A 21,872-nucleotide genomic window follows, 5' to 3' on the forward strand; every position below is an offset into this window, starting at 1 on the left:
ATTCGTCGATGGCGGATCTGGGGTCAGCGCGTGGTGCCGTCGATCAGCGGCAGCCGGCGCATGCCCGGCCACGCCGCCGACCACGGCGTGCTGGGGTTGCGGCATTTCCACACCGAGACATGGCGATTCACGCCCGGGTAGCCGAGCCGGTCGTCGAGCCGGACGAGCTCGGCGGTCTCGGCGAAATCGAGGCCGAGTGCGGTCTCCGGGTGGTCCGTTCCGACGTAGAGGATCGTGGTCACGGAGTCCGGTGGCGGAGCGAAATAGGCGTAGCCGCGGTTCGTGCTGTAGACGGCCGGGAATCCCAGGCGGGGACCGTAGTGGTCGAGAGCTGCTGCCTGCCAATAGTTCTGGGTGAGGAGAACGAGTCCGGGTAGGTGCTCGGTGGGTACTTGCCGGTAGGCGTCGTCGACGCCCTTGACGAGTTCTTTCCATCCACTCGGCCCGTAAAGGCGGCTGCGCCACTCGAATTGGGAATATCGGTCGGTGGGCCGGCGCATCTCGGACTGGGGCAGGGGGAGTGCGATAACGGCGGTGACGCAGAGGGCGGTAGCGGTAGCGGTCAGCACGACCCCGGCCGTCCGCACCCGCCGCGGTACGCGGACATCGGCGAGATAGACCGTCCCCGCGGCGAGCAGGCCGGGAAACGCGGAAACCATGTAGTAGGGCCGCAGTCCGCTGCCGATGACTCCCGCCATCCCGAGAGCGACCACCGGGATCAGGAATCGGTAGGGCTCGATTCGCGGTGACCGGAATCCGGCCCACAGTCCGGCCAGGAGCAGCACGCCGATCGGGCCGGTGAGCAGGACGACCTGCCACGGCATGGTGGTCATGGCACCCGCGGCCAGCTGTTCGTCGCGGATGATCGCGCCCATCGCCAGTTGCGGCCAGTCGTTGGCGTGCTGCCAGAGCGCGGCCGGGACGGTCGAGACGGCGAGCAGTCCGGAGCCGATCCACCAGGCGGGCCTGCGGAAGACCTCGCGGGGCCCGAGCAGCGCGAAGCCGAGGGCGACGGCCGCCCACACGATCGGGATCAGCCATTTCACCTGGAAGTCCAGGGCCGCGACGGCTCCCGCCAGCACCAGCAGGTAGTCGCTGTGCGTCCGCACCCACCGGATGAACAGCCAGCTGACCAGTGCGGTGAGGGTCGCGTCGAGGGCGTAGGTGCTCAGCATTGCCGATTGCAGGACGGCGGCCGGTGTCACCGCGTAGGCCAGGGCGGCCAGCGTCTGCGGGCCCCGGCGGCCGCGGAATTCGCGGGCGATGAGGGCGCTCAACACGATCGCGGCGAGCGTCATCAGGAGGGCGGGCAGGCGCAAGACCATCGTGGATCCCGGCGCGAGGTTGTCCGTGAACGCCGACAGCAGCGGCACCAGCGGGCCTTGATCGGCGTAGCTCACGGCCGGATGATGGCCCGCGCCGATGAAATACAGTTCGTCCCCGCCGAAGTCGTAGCGATCGAGCCGCACGAACAACAGCGCACCCGCGACGAGGGTGATCGCCGAGACCTCCCACCACGCGAACGGCGGCAGCGGGTCGACGGCGCGGTGGCGCCCGGTGGCGAATAATCGCCCCCGCCCGGGGGCAGCCCGTTCCCTCATCGCGGCGCGGCCTTCGCGGGCAATGCGAGGGTGAGCGCGCCCATGGCGAGGGCGACGACCGCGATCGCCGCGAACATGGTGATGCTGCCGGAGAGGGTGTGCGAGCGGAAGAACACCGCGCTGAGCAGAGCGAGCCCGACGCCGTTGCCGATCTGCTCGATCGTCGGCAACAGGCCCGACGCCCCGTCCATCTGGCGTTGACTCAGGCCCGCGAGCATCAGCGGTTGCAGTTGCACACCGAACAGCCCGACACCGAGCCCGGACAGGAAGATCGGACCGGCCGCGAGCCGCAGGTCGACTACCCCGCCGGTGATGTGCAGATAGGCCGCGCCGATGGCGACGCACACACCGTAGGCGGCGATGCCTGCGGCGAGAGTGCGGACACCCCAGCGCTGGACGAGCCAGGGGGAGGCGAGCGCTCCGGCGCCCGCGCCGAGTGCGAACGGTGTCATCGCCAGGCCGGTGCGCAGCGGGGAGAAGTGCAGTTCGTCCTGGAGGGTGATGGAGACGGCGAAGACGAAGGCGGTGAACAGTCCGAAGAACGCGGTCACGAGCACGGAGCCGACGGCGAAACCGCGGTCGGCGAACAGGTCGAGCCGAACCAGGGGGCTGGCACTGCGGCGTTCGTAGCGCAGGAACAGCAGCGCCAGCGCCACAGCCCCCGCGATCACCGCCAAAGGGCCAGGCCGCCAGCCGTTCTGGTGAATGTCGGCCAGGGCGTAGAGCAGTGCGAACAGACTGATCGTGGACAGCGCCACACCGCGCAGGTCGAACGGCTCGCGCTGGGTGGGCTTGCCCAGGCGCAGGAATCGAAAGGCCAACGCGAACGCGACCAGCCCGAGCGGCACATTGATCAAGAACACCGAATGCCAGCCGGTGCCCGCGATATCGGCCGTGACCAGCACGCCGCCGAGAATCGGCCCGAGCATCCCCGCGAACCCGGCCACGCCGCCGTACAGCGCGAACACCAGCGGATGGCGCTCCCGCGGAAAGCTGACGGTGAGGATAGCGATGGTCTGGGCCGCCATCCCCGCACCGGTCACGCCCTGCACCACCCGGGCCGCGACCAGTTCAGTTGCGCTGGTGGACATTCCGCACCACACCGAAGCCGCGGTGAACGCTACGACCGAGGTGAGGAACATCGCGCGCCGGCCCACCCGTTCGCCCAGTCGCGCCGCGGTGAGCAGTGTGCACGCGAACGCCAGGGAGTAACCGGACACCACCAGCAGCTGAGCCGATGGAGAGGCGTGCAAATCCGAGGTGATGCTCGGCAGCGCGGTGTTCACGATCGTCACGTCGATCATCTGCATGAACACCGCGACCAGGCAGCCAGCGAAGGCGAGCCACGCGGCCAGCTCACCGTCTGCCAGCCACGGCAGGTACCGCGAGATCCCAGCGCGGCCGACCTTCTCCGTCATCCCGGCGTGCTTTTGGCCGGGATCCACGACCTCTCCGCTCACATCAGACACCGACCGGCTCAGGCTGCGGTGCCGGTGAATCCTGCTCCACCGCAGCGGCTTCCGGTTCCTCGGCGGCGGGTGGTGCCCCGACCGCAGGATCCGATGCCAGGATCAGCTCGGCGACCTTGGGCCCGGCCTGTTCCAGACTGAACGACCGCCCCATCTGCAAGGACATCAACTCGATCCCGAGCTGTTTGCCCACGCGCGCGCCGAATTCGACGGCCATCAGCGAGTCCAGCCCCAGTTCCGGCACCGGGACGGTGAGGTCGATCGATTCCGGCGCGACACCCATCACCACCGCCAGCTGATCGGCGAGCATGCGTGCCACGGCCTGACCCCGCTTGCTCTCGTCGAGCGCGGCGAGTTCGGCGCGCATCTGCGCGGCGATCGAGTTGTCCTCCACCGACGCCGCGATCAGCGCGGTGAGCCGGCCGGTGCGGGTCAGCGACGGGAACGCTCCGGTGAGCCGGTTCCAGTCGGTCGGGATGATCGCCGCCCGGGTCACACCCAACCGCAGCGCCTGCTCCAAATAGGCGGTGCCGTCGGCCATATCGATGGCTCCGAACCCGGCGACCTCCAGATACTTGGCGACCTTCTCGTCGTTGGCCATGCCGCCGGTCGCGCCGGACATATGGCCCCAGCCGACGCAGAGCACGCGGTCACCTTCGCGGGACCACTGCTCGGCGAGCGCTTCGATCGCGACATTGGCGGCGCAGTAGTTGTACTGCCCGAAGATGCCGAACATCGAACCGCCGGAGGAGTACAGCACGAACATGTCGAGCTGGATGTCGGCCGCGCGTACCGCTGCACGCAGGGCCCGCGCACCGTCTACTTTCGGGCGGTACACCCGGGTCAACTGGTCGAGATCCATTGCGGCGACGCGGTTGTCGGCAACCGCACCCGCCGCGTGGAAGATCCCCCGCAACGGGTACGCAGTGTCGTGTGCGGCGGCCACGACACCGGCTACGGCCTCGGAATCGGCGATGTCGGCCCGCTGCTCGACCACCTCGACGCCGTTGGCCCGCCAGGCCGCGAGCTGCTGCACGGCGGCCTCGGTGCTCGCACCGCTACGCCCGACCAGCACGAGTCGCCGCGCGCCCTTGCTCACCAGCCAGCGCCCGGTGGCCAAACCGAAGCCGCCGAAACCTCCGGTGATCAAATATGTTGCGTCGCCATAGATATGGAGGTCGGGCAACTGGGGCCGGACGGGTGGCGCGGCCTCCTCCATACTGAGCGCCACCCGCCCGACCCGCTGCGACCGGATGACCTCGTCGAAAGCCTTGGCCACCTCATGGGTTTCGAACACCTCGTACGGCAGCGGGCTGTAGACCCCGGCGATGATCTTGTCGTAGACCCGGCGCAGCAGCTCGGCGAGCTGGAGCGGGCGGACCGCGCACATCCGGTCCAGATCGATCGAGAAGTAGGTGAGGTTCTTGTCGAAGTTGGCCAGTTCCAGCAGCCCGCCGGTGTAGACGTCGGCCTTGCCGACCTCGACGATGCGGCCGAATTCCCGGACGGCATGGAAGTTCTGGCGCAGGATCTCGCCCGGTGCGGTGCTGACCACCACGTCGACACCGACCCCGTCGGTCAGTGCCAGCACGTCGTCGGCGAAGTTGAGCGAGCGGGAGTTCAGTGCGTGGTCGGCGCCGAGTTCGAGGATGTGGGCGCGCCGATCATCGGTCCCCGCCGTGCCGATGATCCGCGCACCCGCCGCTTTCGCGACCTGGATCGCGGCCGAGCCGACACCGCCGGCCGCGCCGTGGATCAGCACGGTTTCCCCGGGCCGCAGCTGGGCCAGGTCGGTCAAGGCGTATTCGGCGGTGGCGAAAGCGGTTGTGCTGGTGCAGAGTCCGGGCTCCGCGCCCTCGGGCATCGGCACCAGATACTGCTGCTCGACGACGTGGTAGCGCCGCATCATGCCCTTGGCCGCCACCGCGACGGAGTCGCCGACAGCCAGACCGGTGACGCCGGATCCGAGGCGCACCACCGTGCCGACCCCCTCCATGCCCGGTGAGGTGCCGAAAAATGTTCCGGCGAGCTCTCTTTCACCGAGCAAGCCCATGACCTTGAGCGGATCCTTGTAATTCAGGCCGATGATCTGCATCCGGACCTCGACCTCACCGGGGCCCGGTTCGCGGCGGGTGGCACTGCGCCAGCTGAGCGCGGACAGCAGCCGGGATTTCGGGATCTCCAGAGCGAAATCGGCCTCGGGGTCGGTCAGTGGCTGCGCGGTGTCGAGTTCGTCGATGCGTTCCTGCAGCGGCCGCGTGACCACCGGGACCCAGCGTTTGTCCGCCCGCAGCAGCACCTCGTCGGAGTTGTCGTAGGAGAACGCCCCGGGCACACCGAGTTCCGTGACCAGCTGGCTGGTGGGCGTCGCCGGTTCCACGTCGATCAGCCGCCAGCGCAGCCGAGTCTGTTCGTTGAGCAGGACACGGCGAGCGCCCGCGAGCGCGGCGTGCGGCGGGTTCGGCGCGATCGGGCTGTCGGGCAGCGTGAAAGCGCGTTCGGTGATCAGGGTGATGTGGCAGGAGCCGTCGCCCACACCGGGCAGTTCGTCGGTGCTGGACGCCTCGATGAATTCGGCTACGGCGACCGCGATGCGCTTGAGTGCCCACAGCGCGGCGAGATCGTCACTCTCGCCCGCCACGACACACACGTGCAGGCGGTGGAAGCGGGGCGAAAGGGTCGCGGTGCGCAACACCTCGGTGAGTTCGGCCTCGAGATCCGGGGTGACCGGATGCAGCACCGCACCGGGGATGGCCGCGCCGAGTTCCTGTGCGCGGCTGTCGTTCTCGCCGATCGCCAGGATGACAGTGGTGACGTCGGTTCCGGGCAGCGCGGCCGGGTCGATCGGCTCGCGCTCCTCCATGGTGTCGGCGTAGTAGAAGTCGGCCATCCGGTGCAGCGGGCTCACCCCGGGTGTGAGCGGGCCGACCTGCACGCCCACCAGTTGCAGGCACAGCTTCTGGTCGGCGTCGAGCAGGTCGACATCGGCGCGCAGCCGCTGCGCCGGATCCCGGCGCGCGACCACGGTGACCTGCTCGGGCAGCGGCCCGAACATGCGCACCGCCGACACCGCGACCGGCACCATCGCGCCCTCGGCGAGGGCGGCGTCGGCGAACAGCAGCGCCACGGTCTGCATCGCGGCATCGACGACCGCGGGGTGCGCGAGGTGCCCGGAGTCGGCGGCGATGCTGCCGTCGACCGTCGCGATCGCGGTGTCGGCGCCGGCACGCACCGCGGTCACCCGCCGGAACGCCGGACCGTACTGCAGGCCGCGGGCGCTGAGCGCGGAGTAGAACAGTTCGGGCGAGAACTCGACTTCCGATTCCACCTGCGGGATGGCGACTTTCGTGGACTCGTAGCTGCCGGTCAGCAGTCGCCCGACGGCGTTGACCGTCCACACCGTCCCGGTCGCGGCCCGGGACCGGATCAGGAACCGGCCACTGGACTCCTCGATGCTGAATTCCAGCAGCGGGACATCGGGACCACTCATGATCAGCGGTGCGACGAACCGCACCTGCTCCAGGGCGACGCGCTTGTCGGGCATCCGGCTCGCGGCGGCGCTGAGGGCCGCGTCCAGATACGCCGCGCCGGGCAGGATCCGGACACCGCCCACCACGTGATCGGTGATCCACGGCAGGATTTCGGTGCCGATCTGCAGCAGCCAGCCCGGGCGGCCTTCCAGGTCCGGGTCGCCGAGCATGGCGTAGCCGCCGGGTGTGCCGTGTTTGAGCTGGTCGAAAAGCGGTAGGGGATGGTGCAATCGGGTGCGCTGCCACGGGTAGCGCGGCAACGGCTGGTGCGCGGTCGGCGGCAGGTCGGGTGGGAAGAGCACCTCGAGGTCGAGGACGCCCGCGCTGAAGAGGCCGGCGAGGGTTTTGCGGATGCTCTCGGAGTCGGGCTGTTTGCGATCCAACGTCGCCACTGTGGCGCCGGTTTCGCCGGTGTCCAAGAGGATCTCGCGAATATTGCCCGACAGCACCGGGTGCGGGCCGACCTCGAGGAACACCCGGCTGCCCGCCGCGATCAGCGCGGTGATCGCGTCGGCAAAGCGCACCGGCTGGCGCACATTCGCGCACCAGTAGTCGGCGTCCCAGTCCGCTTCGGTGACGGGTGCGCCGGTGACGGTGGAGTACAACGGGATTCGGGGGCGCTGCGGGGAAAGGTCGGCGAGCGCGGTGCGCAGGTCGTCGAGGATCGGATCCATCAGCGCACTGTGATAGGGCACCTCGACGCGCAGACGCCGCGCGAAAGCACCCTGCTCGGTGAGCTTCTCGGCGATCTCGTCCAGGCGATCGGCGTCACCGGACAGGGTGAGCGCGTTGCCGCTGTTGATCGCGGCGATATCGACCGCGGTGTCCTCGGTGAGGAGGTCGCGGGCCTGATCCAGGCTGAGACCGGCCGCCAGCATGCCACCGGAGCCAGCGGTCGTGGCTTGCAGCCGGGCCCGGTGATATGCCACGCGCACAGCGTCTTTCAGCGACAGCATGCCGGTGACGTAGGCCGCCGAGACCTCGCCGACGCTGTGGCCGACGACCGCGGCCGGATGGATGCCGAATTCGGCCAGCTCGGCGACGAGAGCGACCTGGACCAGGAAGTTGGCGGGCTGGGCGACCTCGGTGGAGCTCACCCGGGAGTCGGCCTCGCCCCGCATCAGGAGTTCTTCGAGGATCGACCAGCCGGCGACCGCCTGGAATTCGGCATCGATCTCGCGTGCTGTCTCGGCGAAAGCGCCCTCGGCGCTGAGCAGTTCGCGTGCCATACCCCACCACTGCGGGCCCATACCGGAGAAGACGAAAACCGGCTCGGCCGTGCGCCGGGCGACGGTGCGGGTGGCATCGCGGCCTTCACCGGAGGCGAAATGCCGCAACTGCCGGACCAATTCGCCGGTGTCGCCGAGGAGCATGCCGGTGCGGAACGGGTGGTGCGCCATCCGCGTCCACGCCGCTTCGGCGAGACGGCCGGGATCCGCGCCCGCGGTGAGCAAGTCGGCGAAACGGTCGGCCATCGCGCGGACCGCGGGTGCGCTGCGGGCGGACAGCGGTAGGACGCCGTAGTGCCGTGGTGGTTCCGCGGCCGCCGCCGATCCCTGATGGTGCTCCTGCAAAATGGCGTGCGCGTTGGTGCCGCCGTAGCCGAAACCGTTGACCGCGATGGTCATTCGATCGACCTCCGTGGCGACCGGTTCCGGCTCGAGCTGAATGTGCATGCCCAGATCCGCGAACGGGATGTCCGGATTGGCTTCGTCGAGCCAGCCCTGCGGCGGGATGGTGCGGTGCTGGATGGCGAGCGCCGACTTGATGACGCTCGCGATGCCGGAGGCCGCTTCGGTATGTCCCAGTGTGGCTTTCAGCGATCCGACGCCCAGCGTGCCCGCGCGCCTGCCGACCGCGCCGTAGGCCCGGCCGAGGGCGCGGATCTCGATGGGGTCGCCGACGGGGGTGCCGGTCCCGTGCGCCTCCACGTAGGTGATGCTGTCGGGGGACAGGCCCGCGCGGGCGCACACCTCCCGGGCGAGGGATTCCTGCGAGACCGCATTGGGCACCGTGATGGCGGTGGTGCGCCCGTCCTGATTGGAACCGGTCGCCTTGACCACCGCGTAGATCCGGTCGCCGTCGCGCACCGCGTCGTCGAGCTTCTTCAGCACGACCATGCCGCCGCCCTCGCCACGGCCGTACCCGTCACCGGCCGCGTCGAAGGATTTGCAGCGGCCGTCGGTGGCGAGGAAGCCGCCCTTGCACATCATGACGAACGTCTCCGGTTGCAGCATGACGTTCACGCCGCCGGCCAGCGCCACCGAGCAGTCGCCGTTGTCCAGCGCCTGGCAGGCCAGATGCATGGCGACCAACGAGGACGAGCAGGCCGTGTCGACGGTGATGGCGGGCCCGGTCAGGTTGAGCGCGTAGGCGATCCGGTTCGACAGCATCGTGTAGGACGCACTGGCGGCGGTGTGCATGTCGACGTGCGCGAGGGCGGGGCCGACGACGCCGACCACCGACTGATCGACCACGAAGCCACCGACGTAGACACCCACCGGTGCACCTGCGGCGGCACCGGCGATGCCCGCGTCGTCGAGTGCCTCCCAGGTGATTTCCAGCAGCAGCCGCTGTTGCGGGTCGAGTCCGGTCGCCTCGCGGGCGGAGATGCCGAAGAAATCGGGATCGAATTCCCACGGATCGGTCGTCAGGAAGGCGCCACGCTTGGTGTAGGCGCGGCCCGGGGTGCGCCGGTCGGGGTCGTAGTAGCGCCGATAATCCCAGCGATCCGCCGGAATTTCGACGACCGCGTCCTGTTTGCCGACGACGAACTGCCAGAAACTCTCCGGTGAATCGATGCCACCGGCAAAACGGCAGCCGATACCGACAATAGCGATGTCCGACACGAAGTTCCTTCCGAACTCGGGCAAGGGAAATTCAGCAACGCTGCGCTGACGTTGAGACCGGGTAAATGGCTGCCCGCCTTTCGCGGGACCGCCGGATCTCGATCACGGTACTCACGGCCGGTTGGCCCGAGAATGCCTGTGCCGCAAGATTTTGGCAGTGCACAGCGGTGCCCGGGCGGGACTGTGAATCGCACCAAATTGCCGGATGTTCGCGTTCCTGCAGCGCCATACGCTGCCGATAGTGGTAGTTCACAGCTCGGCGGCGGTCGGGCTTGTGCGCCCGGAGAAGGTTCGAGTAGATCACCGGTAAATGGCCGCTATATCGGTACTGTCGGGCGCGCCGGCCGTTGCCGGAATTTTTCGTGCAATGCACAACGGCCGACCTGGCTCGGCATCAGCGAAAAGAGGAGCCCGGTTGTTCGCCGGATTCACGTCCTGGGGAGATCTCGTCGTCCGGCAGCGTTTCGCCGTGATCGGGGTGGTGCTGACGGCATTGCTCGGACTCGGGCTCTACGGATTGGGTTTGGGGGATCGGCTCAGCGCCGACGGGTGGGACGATCCGGGCTCGGAATCGGTGCGGGCGGCAGTGCTGCACGATGCGGCGTTCGGACGCGATCACTCCAGTGATGTGCTGCTGCTGTTCCACGCGCCCGACGGGAAGACCATCGACGATCTGGAGTTCGGCCGCCGGGTCGCCCAGCATCTGGACAGCCTGCCGCGGCGGTTCCCCGGAGAGATCAGCAAGATCAACGGCAGTTACTGGAAGACCGAAACCGGTGTGGCGCAGCCCTTCTTCGGCACCTCCGACAAGAAGCACGCCTTCGCCGCCGTCGCCATCCGAGGCGCGGACAGCACCGAGATGGCCCGCAACTTCCGCAAGGTCGAGGATGTTTTCGAGGTCCAGGGCCTGGCCGTGGAGGTGGCGGGGGGCCAGGCCGTCGGGGGAGCGCTGAGCAACACCATGGCCGAGGACCAGCAGCGTATGGAGCTGCTCGCGATCCCGGCGGTGGCGATTCTGCTGTTCTTCGTCTTCGGCGGGGTGGTCGCCGCGGCGCTACCGCTGGTCGCAGGCGGGCTGACCGTGCTCGCCGCCTGGGGCGTGGTGCGCGTGCTCACCCACTTCAGCGCGGTGAATTCATTTGTCGCACCCGTCGTTTCGATGATCGGGCTGGGGCTGGCCATCGATTACGGGCTGTTCATGGTGAGCCGGTTCCGGGAGGAACTCGAGGACGGCCGGGACGTGCCCGACGCGGTGCGGCGCACGGTGCGCACCGCAGGACACACGGTGGTGGTGTCGGCGATCATCGTGGTCGCTGCCAGCAGCGCGATGTTGCTGTTCCCGCACGGGTTTCTGCGGTCGTTCGCCTTCGGGACGATCGCCACCGTCACGCTGGCCGCGTTGATCGCGGTCACGCTGTTGCCCGCGACCTTATGCATTCTCGGTCGGCGCGTGGACATGCTGGGGTTCACCCGGTTCCGCAGGGTGGGGTCGAGTGACTTCTGGGGCCGAACCTGCGACTGGGTGCTGAAACATCCGCTGCGGGTCGCGATTCCGGTGTGCGGGGTGCTGCTGTTGCTCATCCTCCCGGTGGGCGATCTCGCCTTCGGCGCCATCAGCGAGCGGTATCTGCCGCCGGACCATCCGACCCGGTTGGCGCAGCAGCACTTCGACGAGCTGTTTCCACTGCGCGGAGCGGACCCGATCCAGCTGCTGATCGTCTCGGAGAACCCTCTCGACGTGGGAGCTGTTCGCGCGCAGGTGGATCGGGCACCAGGCCTGACCGGTCCCTTCAGCGTGCCCTCGCGCGGGAACGGAAATGTCTTCGTCACCCAGGCCGCGGTCTCCGAAAATGCCCGCCCGGCAATCGAATACCTGCGGGCGATGCCGCTACCGCAGGGGACAACGGTGCTGGTCGGCGGGCAGCCCGCGATCGGGCAGGACAGCATCGACGCGCTGGTCCGCCGGATGCCGCTGATGATCGTGCTGGTTCTCCTCGGAACCACCGCACTCCTGGCGTTTGCCTTCCGGTCCCTGGTTCTGCCGTTGAAAGCCGCTGTGCTCAATGCGCTGGGCCTCGGCTCGACACTGGGCATCCTGACCTGGATCTTCGTCGAGGGCCACGGCGCGGGCCTGCTGAACTTCACCCCGCAGCCGATCATGGCGCTGGTTCTCGTGCTGATCATCGCCCTGGTCTACGGACTGTCCACCGACTACGAGGTCTTCCTGTTGTCACGCATGGTGGAGGCGCGCGAGGCCGGCGCGTCCACCGCCGAAGCGGTGCGGATCGGCACCGCGCGGACCGGGCGCATCATCACCGCCGCCGCGCTCATCCTCATGGCGGTCACCGGCGCTTTCGCGTTCTCCGATCTGCTGATGATGCAGTACATCGCCTACGGGATGCTCGCCGCGCTGTTCATCGACGCCGTCGTCCTGCGGATGCTGCTCGTGCCCGCCGCCATGCGCCTGCTGGGCGAGGCGTGCTGGTGGGCGCCTGCCTGGCTGAAGCCCACTCCCACAACACATTCCGAGGCAGACCTCGTAAGGAGTATCCGATGAAACTACGCACCTGGGTGCAGGTCCTGGCGGCGGTCGCCGCATCGGTGGTTGTGGCGCCACCCGCCGTCGCCGCACCGGATCAAGCCACCATCACCGGCTCCTGGCCCAAGGACGAGCGCACCGTGCAGCTGCGCGTCTATTCGGCCGCCATGCGCCAGGACATCATGGTCGACGTGCTGCGCCCCGCCGACCGCTCCGTGCCCAGCCCCACGCTGTATCTGCTGAACGGCGGTGGCGGCGGCCAGGATTCGGCCACCTGGCAGAAGAACACCGACGTGCTCGGCTTCCTGTCCGGCAAGCAGGTGAACGTCGTGCAGCCGGTCGGCGGCAAGTGGAGCTACTACACCGACTGGCGGTCGCCGGACCCGAGACTCGGTCTCTACAAATGGAAGACCTTCCTCACCGAGGAGCTGCCGCCGCTCATCGACGCCGAACTCGGCACCACCGGCGCGAACGCCATTGCCGGACTGTCCACGTCGGGGACCTCGGTCCTGCAGCTGCCGATCGCGAAACCCGGGCTGTACGGGGCGGTCGCCGCCTACAGCGGCTGCGCGCAGACCAGCGACCCGGTCGGGCGCGAATTCATCAAGCTGGCCGTGGAGAGCTGGGGCGGCGGCAACACCGTGAACATGTATGGTCCACCGGACGATCCGATGTGGGCGGCCAACGACCCGTACCTGCACGCCGAGCAGCTGCGCGGGACGGAACTGTACGTCTCCACCGGCACCGGCGTGCCCGGCATGTACGACGTCTACAACGGCACCCACATGCAGCCGGGGCCCCGCGGTTTCGTCAACCAGGTGCTACTGGGCGGGGTGATCGAAGCCGCGGTCAACTGGTGCACGCACAACCTGCGCGACAAACTCGACCGCCTCGCCATCCCCGCCACCTTCGACTTCCAGCCCACGGGCTCGCACTCCTGGGGCTATTGGCAAGAGGCGCTGAAGAATTCGTGGCCGGTGCTGGCCCGCGGACTCGGCCTGCCCGAGCGGTGATCAGGCCGCGCGGTAGGAGCGGGCCACCAAAGCCGAACGCAGATACCACAACCCGGAGGGCTGGGCCGGATCGAAGCCGGTGAGCTGGGCGATGCGCTTGAGCCGATAGTCGACGGTGTTGGTGTGCACGTGCAGAACTCGGGCCGTGCGCTGGCGGTTGAGATTGTTGGCGATGTGGCGTTGCAGGGTCTCCAGCAATTCGGGGTGCTCGTCCAGCGGGTTCAGGAGCGAGCCGAGGTATTCGCGGCCCGGGCCCGGGCGGGTGAGCTGGTATTCCAGCGCGAGCTCGTCGAACCGGTAGAGGCCCGGCACCGCTTGCAGGCGCTGCACCATGTCGAGCAGTTCATGCGCCTGATCCGCGGCGTCCGGGATCAGGTCCGGCGTCGCCTGCACCAGGGTCGCGGTGATACCGACCTGCGCGGCCTGGGCGAGCTGCACGATCAGCGCGTCCAACTCGGCGCTCTCGAACATGCCCGCCGGAATCAGTACCGTCCCGCCGTCCACGCTGAGCAGCGACAGCGCGTTGTTGGCACAGCGCGTGGCCAGCTCGGCCTGCACCCGCCGCAGCTTGCGCCGCGCCACCACCTGCCTGTCCACCGCCGGGTTGGCTTCCTCGCGATGCGGCGGAATCGCCACCGCCACAACGTCATAGGAGGCGGCGACGGAGATGCCGCACTCCCGGGCCATGGTCGAGGTGCTGTGCCCGCCGAGCAGCGCCGAGGTCAGGGTGTGCACGGCGGTGTGGTGTTCGCTCACCACCGACCGCAACTCCCGCACATAGGCGACCGAGATGGCGGAAGTGATCTGGTCCAGCATCTCCAGCACCATCTTGGCGCCGCCGACGAGGTTGTCATAGTCCTTGATGTCGGCGGTGGACACCACCAGATCCAGCCCGATCTTGAAACCCTCGTGGATCGAATGGTGGATGGTGTCGATCGGCACGCCCTCGCGCGCCCAGGCCGCCGCCGCCTCCTGCAGCCGGGCGAGTTTGGCGGGAATGTCGTTCCCGTCCAGCATGCTGACCGCGAACTCCAGGCAGACCCGGGTAATGGTGGTGACGTCGCCGGTGATCGCGTCGCCGGGCAGCGTTCCGCACGGCGCCACGTTTTCCACGAAATGACCGACCATCTGCCGGGAGAGCGAGCGAACGTCCTTGAGTGAGGACGACATCGGTTTGCCGGACAAAGTCAGGCTCGGTCGAGCCGAACTGTCGACGGTCATTGGCGACTTCCTTCCACCCCCGAAATTGCTGTGTGGAGCATTCACACTAACCGCAGTATGCCCGGCACGGATCGAATCCGTGGGCAATGTGCGATCGAATAGCGGCCCACCAGGCGAATTGTGATCTTGCACAGGTTGTAATCAATCCGCCGGGGTAGCGCGAGATTTCGAATCGACCGCGGGGCTGCCGGTACCGGTAGTATCGCCCACGATGGGCCGGCACCCCGAAAACCGGGGGCTTGCCGGAGATGTGCTGGGCGCGCAAGGTGGGAAGCGGAGTGGTGCGACGAACGGATAGGGGCAGGCGGATGCGACCGGCTCTGAGATGTCTTGTCTGGGAACTGGACAACACCCTGTGGGACGGCGTCGTCTGCGACGCCACCGGCACCACGCCGAAACCGGACGCGCTGCGCACCCTGCGCGCACTCAGCGACCGCGGCATCTGGCACGCCGTCGCCAGCCGCAGCGACCGCGCCCGCACCCTCGACGCCCTCTACCGGCACGGCCTCTACGACATGTTCTCCGCCGTCGAAATCGGCTGGGGCCGAAAGTCTTCCGCGATCACCCGGATCGCCCACACGCTCGGACTCCCGTTGGACGCCATCGCCTTCGTCGACGCCGAACCCATCGAACGCGCCGAAGTCGCCCAGGCCCTGCCGCGGGTCCGTTGCTACGCGGCCCGCAACGTGGACGTTCTCACCGCACTGCCCGACTTCCGGCCCGTGCTGCACTCGCGTCCGACACCGACGCCGCCCATCGGCTTCGATCGGGTACCAGCGCTGTAGCGGCGGGGTGACGCCGGAACCCGTTGTCACCGCGCGTCATTCCGCCTCGAACTGTTCCCCCGTCCGCCGCTTGGCTCTACATTGGAACGGTCAACGGGGGTGGCACTCGAGGAGACGCTATGTTCGTCGCAACCGTCATCATCACTGTTCTGCTGGCCGTAGGTCTCATTCCCTCGGCCTACTTTAAATTCTCCCGCAAACCGGAGTTCGTCGAGGGCTACAAGACCCTCGGCGTCCCCGACACCTGGCTCAACCCGTTGGCCGCCGCCCTGCTGGCCGGCTCCGTGGGCCTGCTCATCGGCCTCTGGTGGCCCCCGATCGGCATCGCCGCCGCCATCGGCCTGATCCTGTACTTCCTCGGCGCCCTGGGCTTCCACGTCAAAGCCAAGGACTACAAGAACATGGGCGTCCCAGCCGCAATCCTGGCCCTCGCCATCGCCGCCCTGGTCCTGCGCCTGCTCACCATGTGAGTCCTTACCAAGATCACCAGGCACAGTGGGCGGGGCCTACTCGGGCGATGCCGCCCGCAGTGCCTGATGATCTTGGTGCTACGCAGCGGGGTCGGGGAGCACGGCGATGGTGAGGTCCCGGAGGCGGGCGGGGTCGGCGATCACCTCGTAGGCGGCGATGCGGTCGCCGGTGACGGTGATGCGCAGGGCCAGTAGGAGTTTTCCGCTCGGTGCGACGATGATGCCGACAGCGCCGTCGATCAGGGCGAGCGCGGCGACCTGCGAACGACGTTGCAGGACAACGGTTTCCTTCGCAACCGCTTGCGCTCCGCGGACCACGACCGCCATGCCGGCGGGCAGGGCCGCGGGATCGGCGGAGCGGATGACATCGGGCGCCAATACCTCGAGCAAGGCCACGAGGTCGCCGTCGCGGGCGGCGGCGAGGAACGCGTCGACGACCTGTCGCTGGTGCTGGAGGTCGGGGCTCGGGGTGGCGGAGTCGCCGCGAGCACGGAGCCGGGCGCGGCTCGCCAGTTTCTTGGTGGTTGCGGTGGTGCGGCCCACGATCGGCGCGATCTCGTCGAAGGGGACCGCGAACATGTCGTGCAGGACGAAGGCGACCCGCTCGTCGGGGCCGAGGGTATCCAGTACAACGAGCAGAGCTCGCCCTACCGAATCGATCAGCACCGCTTCATGTTCCGGATCGCTGTCGTCGGCGACCGCACCGATCCCATCCAGCGGATCTTCTCGGCGCGACGCCCGCGAGCGCAGCATGTCCAGGCAGATCCGCGAAACCACCGTCGTCAGCCAGCCGCCGAGATTCTCGATCGCCCCGGCGTCGACCTTGGCGAGCCGGAACCAGGCCTCCTGGACCGCGTCATCGGCTTCGGCCGACGACCCCAGCATGCGGTAGGCGACGGTGCGCAAGTGCTCGCGCTGTCCCTCGAAGCGCCGCGCCAGTAATTCCTGCCCGCCCACCTGTCACCTATCGCCGTCGGCATCCGTCATCCCTATAGCGGCCCACGTGCCGGCCGCCTTCACCATCCCAGACGCCAGGCACACCGACCAAGGAGGGTCTCATGCACACCGCCTACCTCATTTTCACCGTCCTAGCCGCCCTGTCCGCCGCGGTCGCCGCACTCATCGATGTCTTTCGCGCCCAATGGGTCCGCGAGAATATGAAGCAGTACGGAGTCCCCGAATGGACCCTCTACCCCCTCGCCGTCATCAAGGCCGCAGGCGCCATCGGCCTACTCGTCGGCCTCGCCGTGCCCCCACTGGCCCTGGCCGCGGCACTCGGCCTCACCCTCTACTTCCTCCTGGCCGTAGCCACCATCCTCCGCGCCCGCTTCTACTCCCACCTCGGCTACCCGATGCCCTACCTCCTCACCGCGGCCGCCTCCGCCGCCTTGTTCGCCGCCGCCTGAAACAAGATCACCAGGAATTGGTGGCGGGGCCACTCGGCCGATGCCGCCACTAAAGCCTGGTGATCATGGTGCCTCCGGACCATCCTCGGCGGGCGGCGTCGGCTCGAAGCACGGGCCAGATTGCAGAACACCTTCTACGCGATGATCGCGGGCGGGATAGCGGAGAGCTGGTGCGCCACGTGCCGTCTAAGGCGCGATCAACAAGATCACCAGGAATTGGTGGCGGGACTACTCGGCCGACGCCGCCACCAAGTCCTGGTGATCTTGATGGCGCCGAGCGGAAGTCCTGTGCGCCACGCGCTGTCTCCAGTTGTTTTGGAGAAACCCGGCTGTACGCGGGAGGGGGCTCGTATGTTTGGAAGGCGCGGGTGCGGATTGGAGTCAGGCTATGACCACGGAGCTAGCTGCGGATTACGTGATCGTGGGGGCCGGGTCGGCGGGGGCGGTGCTCGCGAACCGGCTCAGCGCGGACGGGGGCACGAAGGTGGTGCTGCTGGAGGCGGGGCCACCGGATAAGAACAAATTCACGCATATTCCGGCGGCGTTCTCGAAACTGTTTCGCTCCGAAGTGGATTGGGATTACCTGACCGAACCGCAGCCTGAGCTGGACCACCGGCAGATCTATTGGCCGCGCGGCAAGATGTTCGGCGGCTCGTCCTCGATGAACGCGATGATGTGGGTGCGCGGGTTCCGGGCCGACTACGACGAGTGGGGGTTGCTCGCTGGCGACGAATGGGGATTTGCCGCGGCGATCGAGCAGTTCCGGCGGATCGAGAACGTGCAGGACGCACAGTATCCGGATGAGGGAGCGACGGGCCCGCTGTATGTTTCGAAACAGCGCAGTCCGCGGGCCTCGACGGCGGCGTATCTGACGGCGGTGCAGGAGGCCGGGTATTCGGTCGAGTCGCCGAACCGCCCGCAGCCCGACGGATTCAGTCAGACCATGGTGACCCAGCGTCGCGGCCGCCGCTGGAGCACCGCCGACGCCTATCTGAAACCGGCCATGCGTCGGCCCAATCTCACAGTGCTCCCCGAAGCCCTGGCGACACGGGTGATCTTCGACGGGAAACGGGCGGTGGGCGTCGAATACCGCCAAGGCCCGGAGACTTTCACGGTGACCGCGCGTCGCGAAGTGGTGCTGTGCGGCGGCGCGATCAACAGCCCGCAGTTGCTGATGCTGTCGGGTGTCGGGGACATGGTGGAACTCGGCCGCCACGGCATCGCGACCGTGCAACACAATTCCGAGGTAGGCGCGAACCTGCAAGACCACCTGGTCGCGGGCATCGGTTACGGCGTCCCGTCCGATTCCCTCTTCGATGCCGAAAAGCCCAGGCAGCTCATCGATTACCTGATCCGCCACCGCGGCATGCTCACCTCCAACGTCGGCGAGGCCTACGGCTTCGTGCGGTCCCGGCCGGATCTCGAACTCCCCGACCTCGAGCTGATCTACGCGCCCGCACCATTCTTCTACGAAGGACTACAGGACCCGACCGAGCACGGAGTCATCCTGGCGACCGTCCTGCTCCGCCCGCACAGCCGCGGCCGAATCAGTTTGGCCGCAGCCGATCCCACCACCAAACCGGTGATCGATCCCGGCTACCTCTCCGACAGCGAAGGCGCCGACCGCGCCGCCATCATGTCGGGCCTGCGCGTCTGCGCGAACCTCGCCGCCACCCCGGCGCTGAAACCTGTCCTCGGCCCCCTCATCTACCCGCCGAAGGCGCCCCCCGAACTCGAAGCCACCCTCGAACTCGCCCTCAACGCCTACTCCCACACCCTCTACCACCCAATCGGCACCTGCCGCATGGGCACCGACCCCGCCAGCGTCGTCGACCCCCACCTGAAAGTCCGCGGCACCGAAGCCCTCCGAGTAGCCGACGCCTCGGTAATGCCCCTCCTCATCCGCGGCCACACCCACGCCCCCGCCGTCTTCATCGGCGAACAAGCCGCCAAATTCATCCTCACCACCTAACCTCCTTCACCCATCAAGATCAACAGGCATTGAGGGCGGCATCGGCCGAGTAGCTCGCGCCACCAGTTCCTGTTGATCATGATGAGTTGGGGCCGTGGGAACCAAGCATGTTGTGAGTCAGATTGATTGGGACTGGCAGCGTGGCGCGTTGAGATGGATACGTATCGGTGGCGCATCCAGTGCGCTCGCCACGAGCGCCTGATGTTGGATTGGCGAGTCGGGGAACTTCAAGATCAACAGGCTTGGGTGGCGGCATCGGGCGAGGGGTGGCCGCCATGAGTGCCTGATGATCTTGGTGCGGCGGGGTTGTCGGTGGGGTGGGGGATAGTGCTGCGGCATGGGCGCATTGGATGAGGCGTTTTCGGGGTCGTGGGCGGTGGCGGCGGGGCTGCTTTCGCGGTGGGAATTGCGGCACAACTTCATGCGGGTTTACCCGGGGGTTTATCTGCCCAAGGGGCGGGAGCTCGATGCGGTGGGTCGGGCTCGGGCCGCCGGGTATTGGGCGAAGGGGGATGGAGTGTTGGTCGGGTACTCCGCCGCTGCGATGCACGGGACACGGTGGCTGGATTCGGGTCTGCCGGCTGAAGTTGCTCGTCCGCGGCACTGTAGAGCGCCGGCGGGGATTCGTGCGACGCAGCAGATCTTTGCCGCACATGAGGTTTGCGATATCGGCGGGTTCACGGTCACTACGCCGGCGCGCACCGCCTTCGACCTGGGGTGCCGGTTGTCGCGTGATCGCGCGGTGCCGATTCTGGATGCCCTCAGTGCCGCAACGGGGGTCGCGATCGGTGATGTCGCCAAGGTTTTCGCGGAGCACCCCGGGTATCGCGGGTTGGACCGGTTGCCTGAAGCGCTGTGGCTGATGGATGGGGGAGCCGAGTCGCCACAGGAGTCACGGCTTCGACTGTTGCTCATCGACAACGGCTTCCATGGGCCGAGGACGCAGCTGGTCGCCCGCGACAATTCGGATCGCTTCGTGGCGCGGCTCGACATGGGCTGGGAAAAGTTGAAGATCGCCGTCGAATACGACGGCGCCCAGCATTGGCTGGATCCCGAACAGCGCGCGAAAGACATCGACCGCTGGGAAATGCTGAAAGCCCTGGGCTGGATCATCATCCGCGTCAGCGCCGACCATCTGCGCAACCGCACCTACATCATCGTCGACCGCGTCCGAGCTGCCCGCCACGCTCGCGGGGTCCTGCTCCCCTGATCAACAGGCACTCGTGGCGGCATAGGTCGGGAACAGTCGCCGCCGAGGATCCTGCATGCGCTCGGCCCGCTTAATGAGCCGCTGAATTTCAGAGTCTGGTGATGGCCGGCCGTCAGTCGCGTCCGCTCCGTTCGCGATCACCCGTGGCCAGAGCTGATCAAGATCAACAGGCATTGGTGGCGGCATTTCGCGAGAAGGCCCCGCCATGAGCGCCTGTTGATCTTGATCGCTCGGCTGTGAATTGTGTGTTGGGTGCCCTGTTCGGCGGCGGCATCCGTTTGATTCAGTACGTCTGACACGGTCGTTGGTGGCGCTCGCTCGTCGTGCTGGATCCAGCTGATCGTGCCCGGGTAATCCTCGACGCGGGTGGTGGCCTCTGATCGGTTCCCAGATCAGCCAGTCCCTGCTGCGTGCGATGAAACCAGCGTTAGCAAGATCATCAGGACCTAGTGGCGGCATCGGCCAGGAGTGAGCGCTGTGGGTGCCTGTTGATCTTGATTGCGGGGGAGGATGCGTCGGCAGGGGAGCGCTTCATTCATCGGGTGAGGCAATCGAATTGGGTGTTCGTGGCATCGATGTGGGCAGGGAGGGCTCATCGGAAGGCCTGGACTCGTTGCTGGCGGCGGTCGGGGGAGTGTGTGAGGTGCTGCGGCTTCCTTCGTTGTGACCGCATCGTCTGACCATTGCTGCTGCTCGGCTGGTGCCTGCACGTCCGTTGAGGGCCTAGCGATCCGGGAAGCGGCGATAAGCGGCGACAAACATCCCCGATTGTAGATATGCGCATCTAACTATGTGAACTGTTCATGCTGGACCGGGGTGAACGCACCAGGTCCACTTTTAAAGACAGCAAGTACAGGCACGGAAGGCATCGGATGCACGGGCGGATCCGACAGGAGTGGAGGCGGATCTGACAGGAGTGGAGGTCGAAGAAAGAGGGGGCTTGGGTTCGAGAAGAAACGGGCTTGGGCCGGAGGGGCGGCGGTAGCGTGGCCAGCGACTTGGAAGTTGGAGTGGGAGGTGCGCTGTGGGTTCGGGGTGTGTGGTGGTTACCGGTGGGAGCCGGGGGATTGGGGCGGCGGTGGCTTTGGAGTTGGGGCGGCGGGGGGAGTTGGTTTGTGTGACGTATCGGCGGGACGTGGGGGCGGCGGAGGAGGTTTGCAGGGAGATTGTCGAGGGTGGGGGTGTGGCGTTGGCGGTGCGGGCGGATATGGGGGAGGCGGAGGATATCGAGGGGTTGTTCGCGACTGTTGATGCGGAGTTCGGGGGGTTGCGGGGGTTGGTGAACAATGCCGCGATACTCGAGAAGCAGTGCCGGGCTGAGGAACTCGACGTCGAACGGCTGCGGCGGGTGATGGCGGTGAATGTGATCGGGCCGATGCTGTGTGCGCGGAACGCGGTGCGGCGGATGTCGACGAAGCACGGCGGGCGCGGGGGTGCGATCGTGAATGTGTCGTCGGCGGCGGCGCGGCTGGGATCGCCGGGGGAGTATGTCGATTACGCGGCCAGTAAGGGGGCGCTGGATACGTTTACGCGTGGGCTGGCGTTGGAGGTCGCGGGGGAAGGGATTCGGGTGAACTCGGTGCGGCCGGGGTTCATCTATACCGAGATGCATGCCGACGGTGGGGAGCCGGGGCGTGTCGATCGGGTCGCGCCCACGCTGCCGATGGGCCGGGGCGGCCGGCCGGAGGAAGTGGCCGAGGCCATCGTGTGGTTGCTGTCGGAACAAGCGTCGTACGTGACGGGCGCATTCATAGACGCCGCAGGTGGGCGTTAGCGGAGACGGCCGGACCGGTATCGGTCCCGACGC

The 21,872-nt window shown here is 67.6% G+C and carries 13 protein-coding genes; 8 read left to right on the forward strand and 5 right to left on the reverse strand.

Annotation, left to right across the window (positions count from 1 at the left end; genetic code table 11):
- Positions 1-23: 23 nt before the first annotated feature.
- From IBX22_RS27530 to IBX22_RS27540, 3 genes are read right to left on the reverse strand one after another with little or no spacing between them, the layout of a single operon-like run.
- The gene (locus tag IBX22_RS27530; protein ID WP_194818589.1) at positions 24-1,601 is read right to left on the reverse strand and encodes a glycosyltransferase family 39 protein; all 1,578 of its coding nucleotides are present in this window, start codon (positions 1,599-1,601) and stop codon (positions 24-26) included.
- Positions 1,598-3,046, reverse strand: a complete 1,449-nt coding sequence (locus IBX22_RS27535) for an MFS transporter (RefSeq protein WP_309234814.1) — start codon at positions 3,044-3,046, stop codon at positions 1,598-1,600. Before IBX22_RS27535 ends, IBX22_RS27530 begins: the two co-directional genes overlap by 4 nt.
- A 16-nt stretch (positions 3,047-3,062) precedes the next feature.
- A complete protein-coding gene (locus IBX22_RS27540; RefSeq protein WP_194818590.1) occupies positions 3,063-9,449 on the reverse strand; it encodes a type I polyketide synthase in 6,387 nt (2,128 codons plus the stop codon).
- Between the two features lie 415 nt (positions 9,450-9,864).
- Here IBX22_RS27540 and IBX22_RS27545 point away from each other — a divergent pair, with 415 nt between their 5' ends.
- Together IBX22_RS27545 and IBX22_RS27550 are read left to right on the forward strand one after the other, a co-directional pair.
- Complete coding sequence (locus tag IBX22_RS27545) at positions 9,865-12,006, forward strand: MMPL family transporter (RefSeq protein WP_228539491.1); 2,142 nt, start codon at positions 9,865-9,867, stop codon at positions 12,004-12,006.
- The gene (locus IBX22_RS27550) at positions 12,003-13,001 is read left to right on the forward strand and encodes an alpha/beta hydrolase family protein (protein WP_194818592.1); all 999 of its coding nucleotides are present in this window, start codon (positions 12,003-12,005) and stop codon (positions 12,999-13,001) included. The genes IBX22_RS27545 and IBX22_RS27550 overlap by 4 nt, the downstream gene beginning before the upstream one ends.
- On the opposite strand, the gene IBX22_RS27555 is transcribed toward IBX22_RS27550, so the two are convergent.
- On the reverse strand, positions 13,002-14,222 hold the full coding sequence (locus IBX22_RS27555; RefSeq protein WP_194818593.1) for a CdaR family transcriptional regulator: 1,221 nt from the start codon (positions 14,220-14,222) through the stop codon (positions 13,002-13,004). It abuts the gene before it with no gap.
- 308 nt (positions 14,223-14,530) lie between these two features.
- Here IBX22_RS27555 and IBX22_RS27560 point away from each other — a divergent pair, with 308 nt between their 5' ends.
- Positions 14,531-15,007: an HAD-IIIC family phosphatase gene (locus tag IBX22_RS27560; protein ID WP_194818594.1), complete on the forward strand. Its 477-nt coding sequence runs from the start codon at positions 14,531-14,533 to the stop codon at positions 15,005-15,007.
- 119 nt (positions 15,008-15,126) lie between these two features.
- Positions 15,127-15,477 (forward strand): DoxX family protein, encoded by a 351-nt coding sequence (locus tag IBX22_RS27565; protein WP_194818595.1) that lies wholly within the window; start codon positions 15,127-15,129, stop codon positions 15,475-15,477.
- Between the two features lie 78 nt (positions 15,478-15,555).
- Here the strand turns inward: IBX22_RS27565 and IBX22_RS27570 are convergent, their stop codons facing one another.
- Positions 15,556-16,434 carry a sigma-70 family RNA polymerase sigma factor gene (locus IBX22_RS27570; RefSeq protein ID WP_194818596.1) on the reverse strand — a complete coding sequence of 293 codons (879 nt, stop codon included), beginning with the start codon at positions 16,432-16,434 and terminating at the stop codon, positions 15,556-15,558.
- A 101-nt stretch (positions 16,435-16,535) separates the two neighbouring features.
- Here IBX22_RS27570 and IBX22_RS27575 point away from each other — a divergent pair, with 101 nt between their 5' ends.
- The 4 genes from IBX22_RS27575 to IBX22_RS27590 all read left to right on the forward strand — a co-directional run bounded on the left by IBX22_RS27575 (position 16,536) and on the right by IBX22_RS27590 (position 21,839).
- Positions 16,536-16,883, forward strand: coding sequence for a DoxX family protein (locus tag IBX22_RS27575; protein WP_194818597.1), 348 nt, complete (start codon positions 16,536-16,538; stop codon positions 16,881-16,883).
- Positions 16,884-17,271: 388 nt separating this feature from the next.
- Positions 17,272-18,855 (forward strand): GMC family oxidoreductase, encoded by a 1,584-nt coding sequence (locus IBX22_RS27580; RefSeq protein ID WP_194818598.1) that lies wholly within the window; start codon positions 17,272-17,274, stop codon positions 18,853-18,855.
- Positions 18,856-19,192: 337 nt separating this feature from the next.
- Complete coding sequence (locus IBX22_RS27585; RefSeq protein WP_194818599.1) at positions 19,193-20,065, forward strand: DUF559 domain-containing protein; 873 nt, start codon at positions 19,193-19,195, stop codon at positions 20,063-20,065.
- A gap of 1,024 nt (positions 20,066-21,089) precedes the next feature.
- Entirely contained in the window at positions 21,090-21,839 is a 750-nt protein-coding gene (locus IBX22_RS27590) for an SDR family oxidoreductase (RefSeq protein WP_194818600.1), read from the forward strand.
- Positions 21,840-21,872 lie beyond the last annotated feature (33 nt).

The organism is Nocardia sp. XZ_19_385 (assembly GCF_015355755.1).
GTDB lineage: Bacteria > Actinomycetota > Actinomycetes > Mycobacteriales > Mycobacteriaceae > Nocardia.

Coding starts and splice junctions, on each gene's coding strand:
- IBX22_RS27530 (WP_194818589.1), bottom strand. CDS start 1,601: ATGAGGGAACGGGCTGCCCCCGGGCGGGGGCGATTATTCGCCACCGGG.
- IBX22_RS27550 (WP_194818592.1), top strand. CDS start 12,003: ATGAAACTACGCACCTGGGTGCAGGTCCTGGCGGCGGTCGCCGCATCG.
- IBX22_RS27555 (WP_194818593.1), bottom strand. CDS start 14,222: ATGACCGTCGACAGTTCGGCTCGACCGAGCCTGACTTTGTCCGGCAAA.
- IBX22_RS27560 (WP_194818594.1), top strand. CDS start 14,531: ATGCGACCGGCTCTGAGATGTCTTGTCTGGGAACTGGACAACACCCTG.
- IBX22_RS27565 (WP_194818595.1), top strand. CDS start 15,127: ATGTTCGTCGCAACCGTCATCATCACTGTTCTGCTGGCCGTAGGTCTC.
- IBX22_RS27575 (WP_194818597.1), top strand. CDS start 16,536: ATGCACACCGCCTACCTCATTTTCACCGTCCTAGCCGCCCTGTCCGCC.
- IBX22_RS27580 (WP_194818598.1), top strand. CDS start 17,272: ATGACCACGGAGCTAGCTGCGGATTACGTGATCGTGGGGGCCGGGTCG.
- IBX22_RS27585 (WP_194818599.1), top strand. CDS start 19,193: ATGGGCGCATTGGATGAGGCGTTTTCGGGGTCGTGGGCGGTGGCGGCG.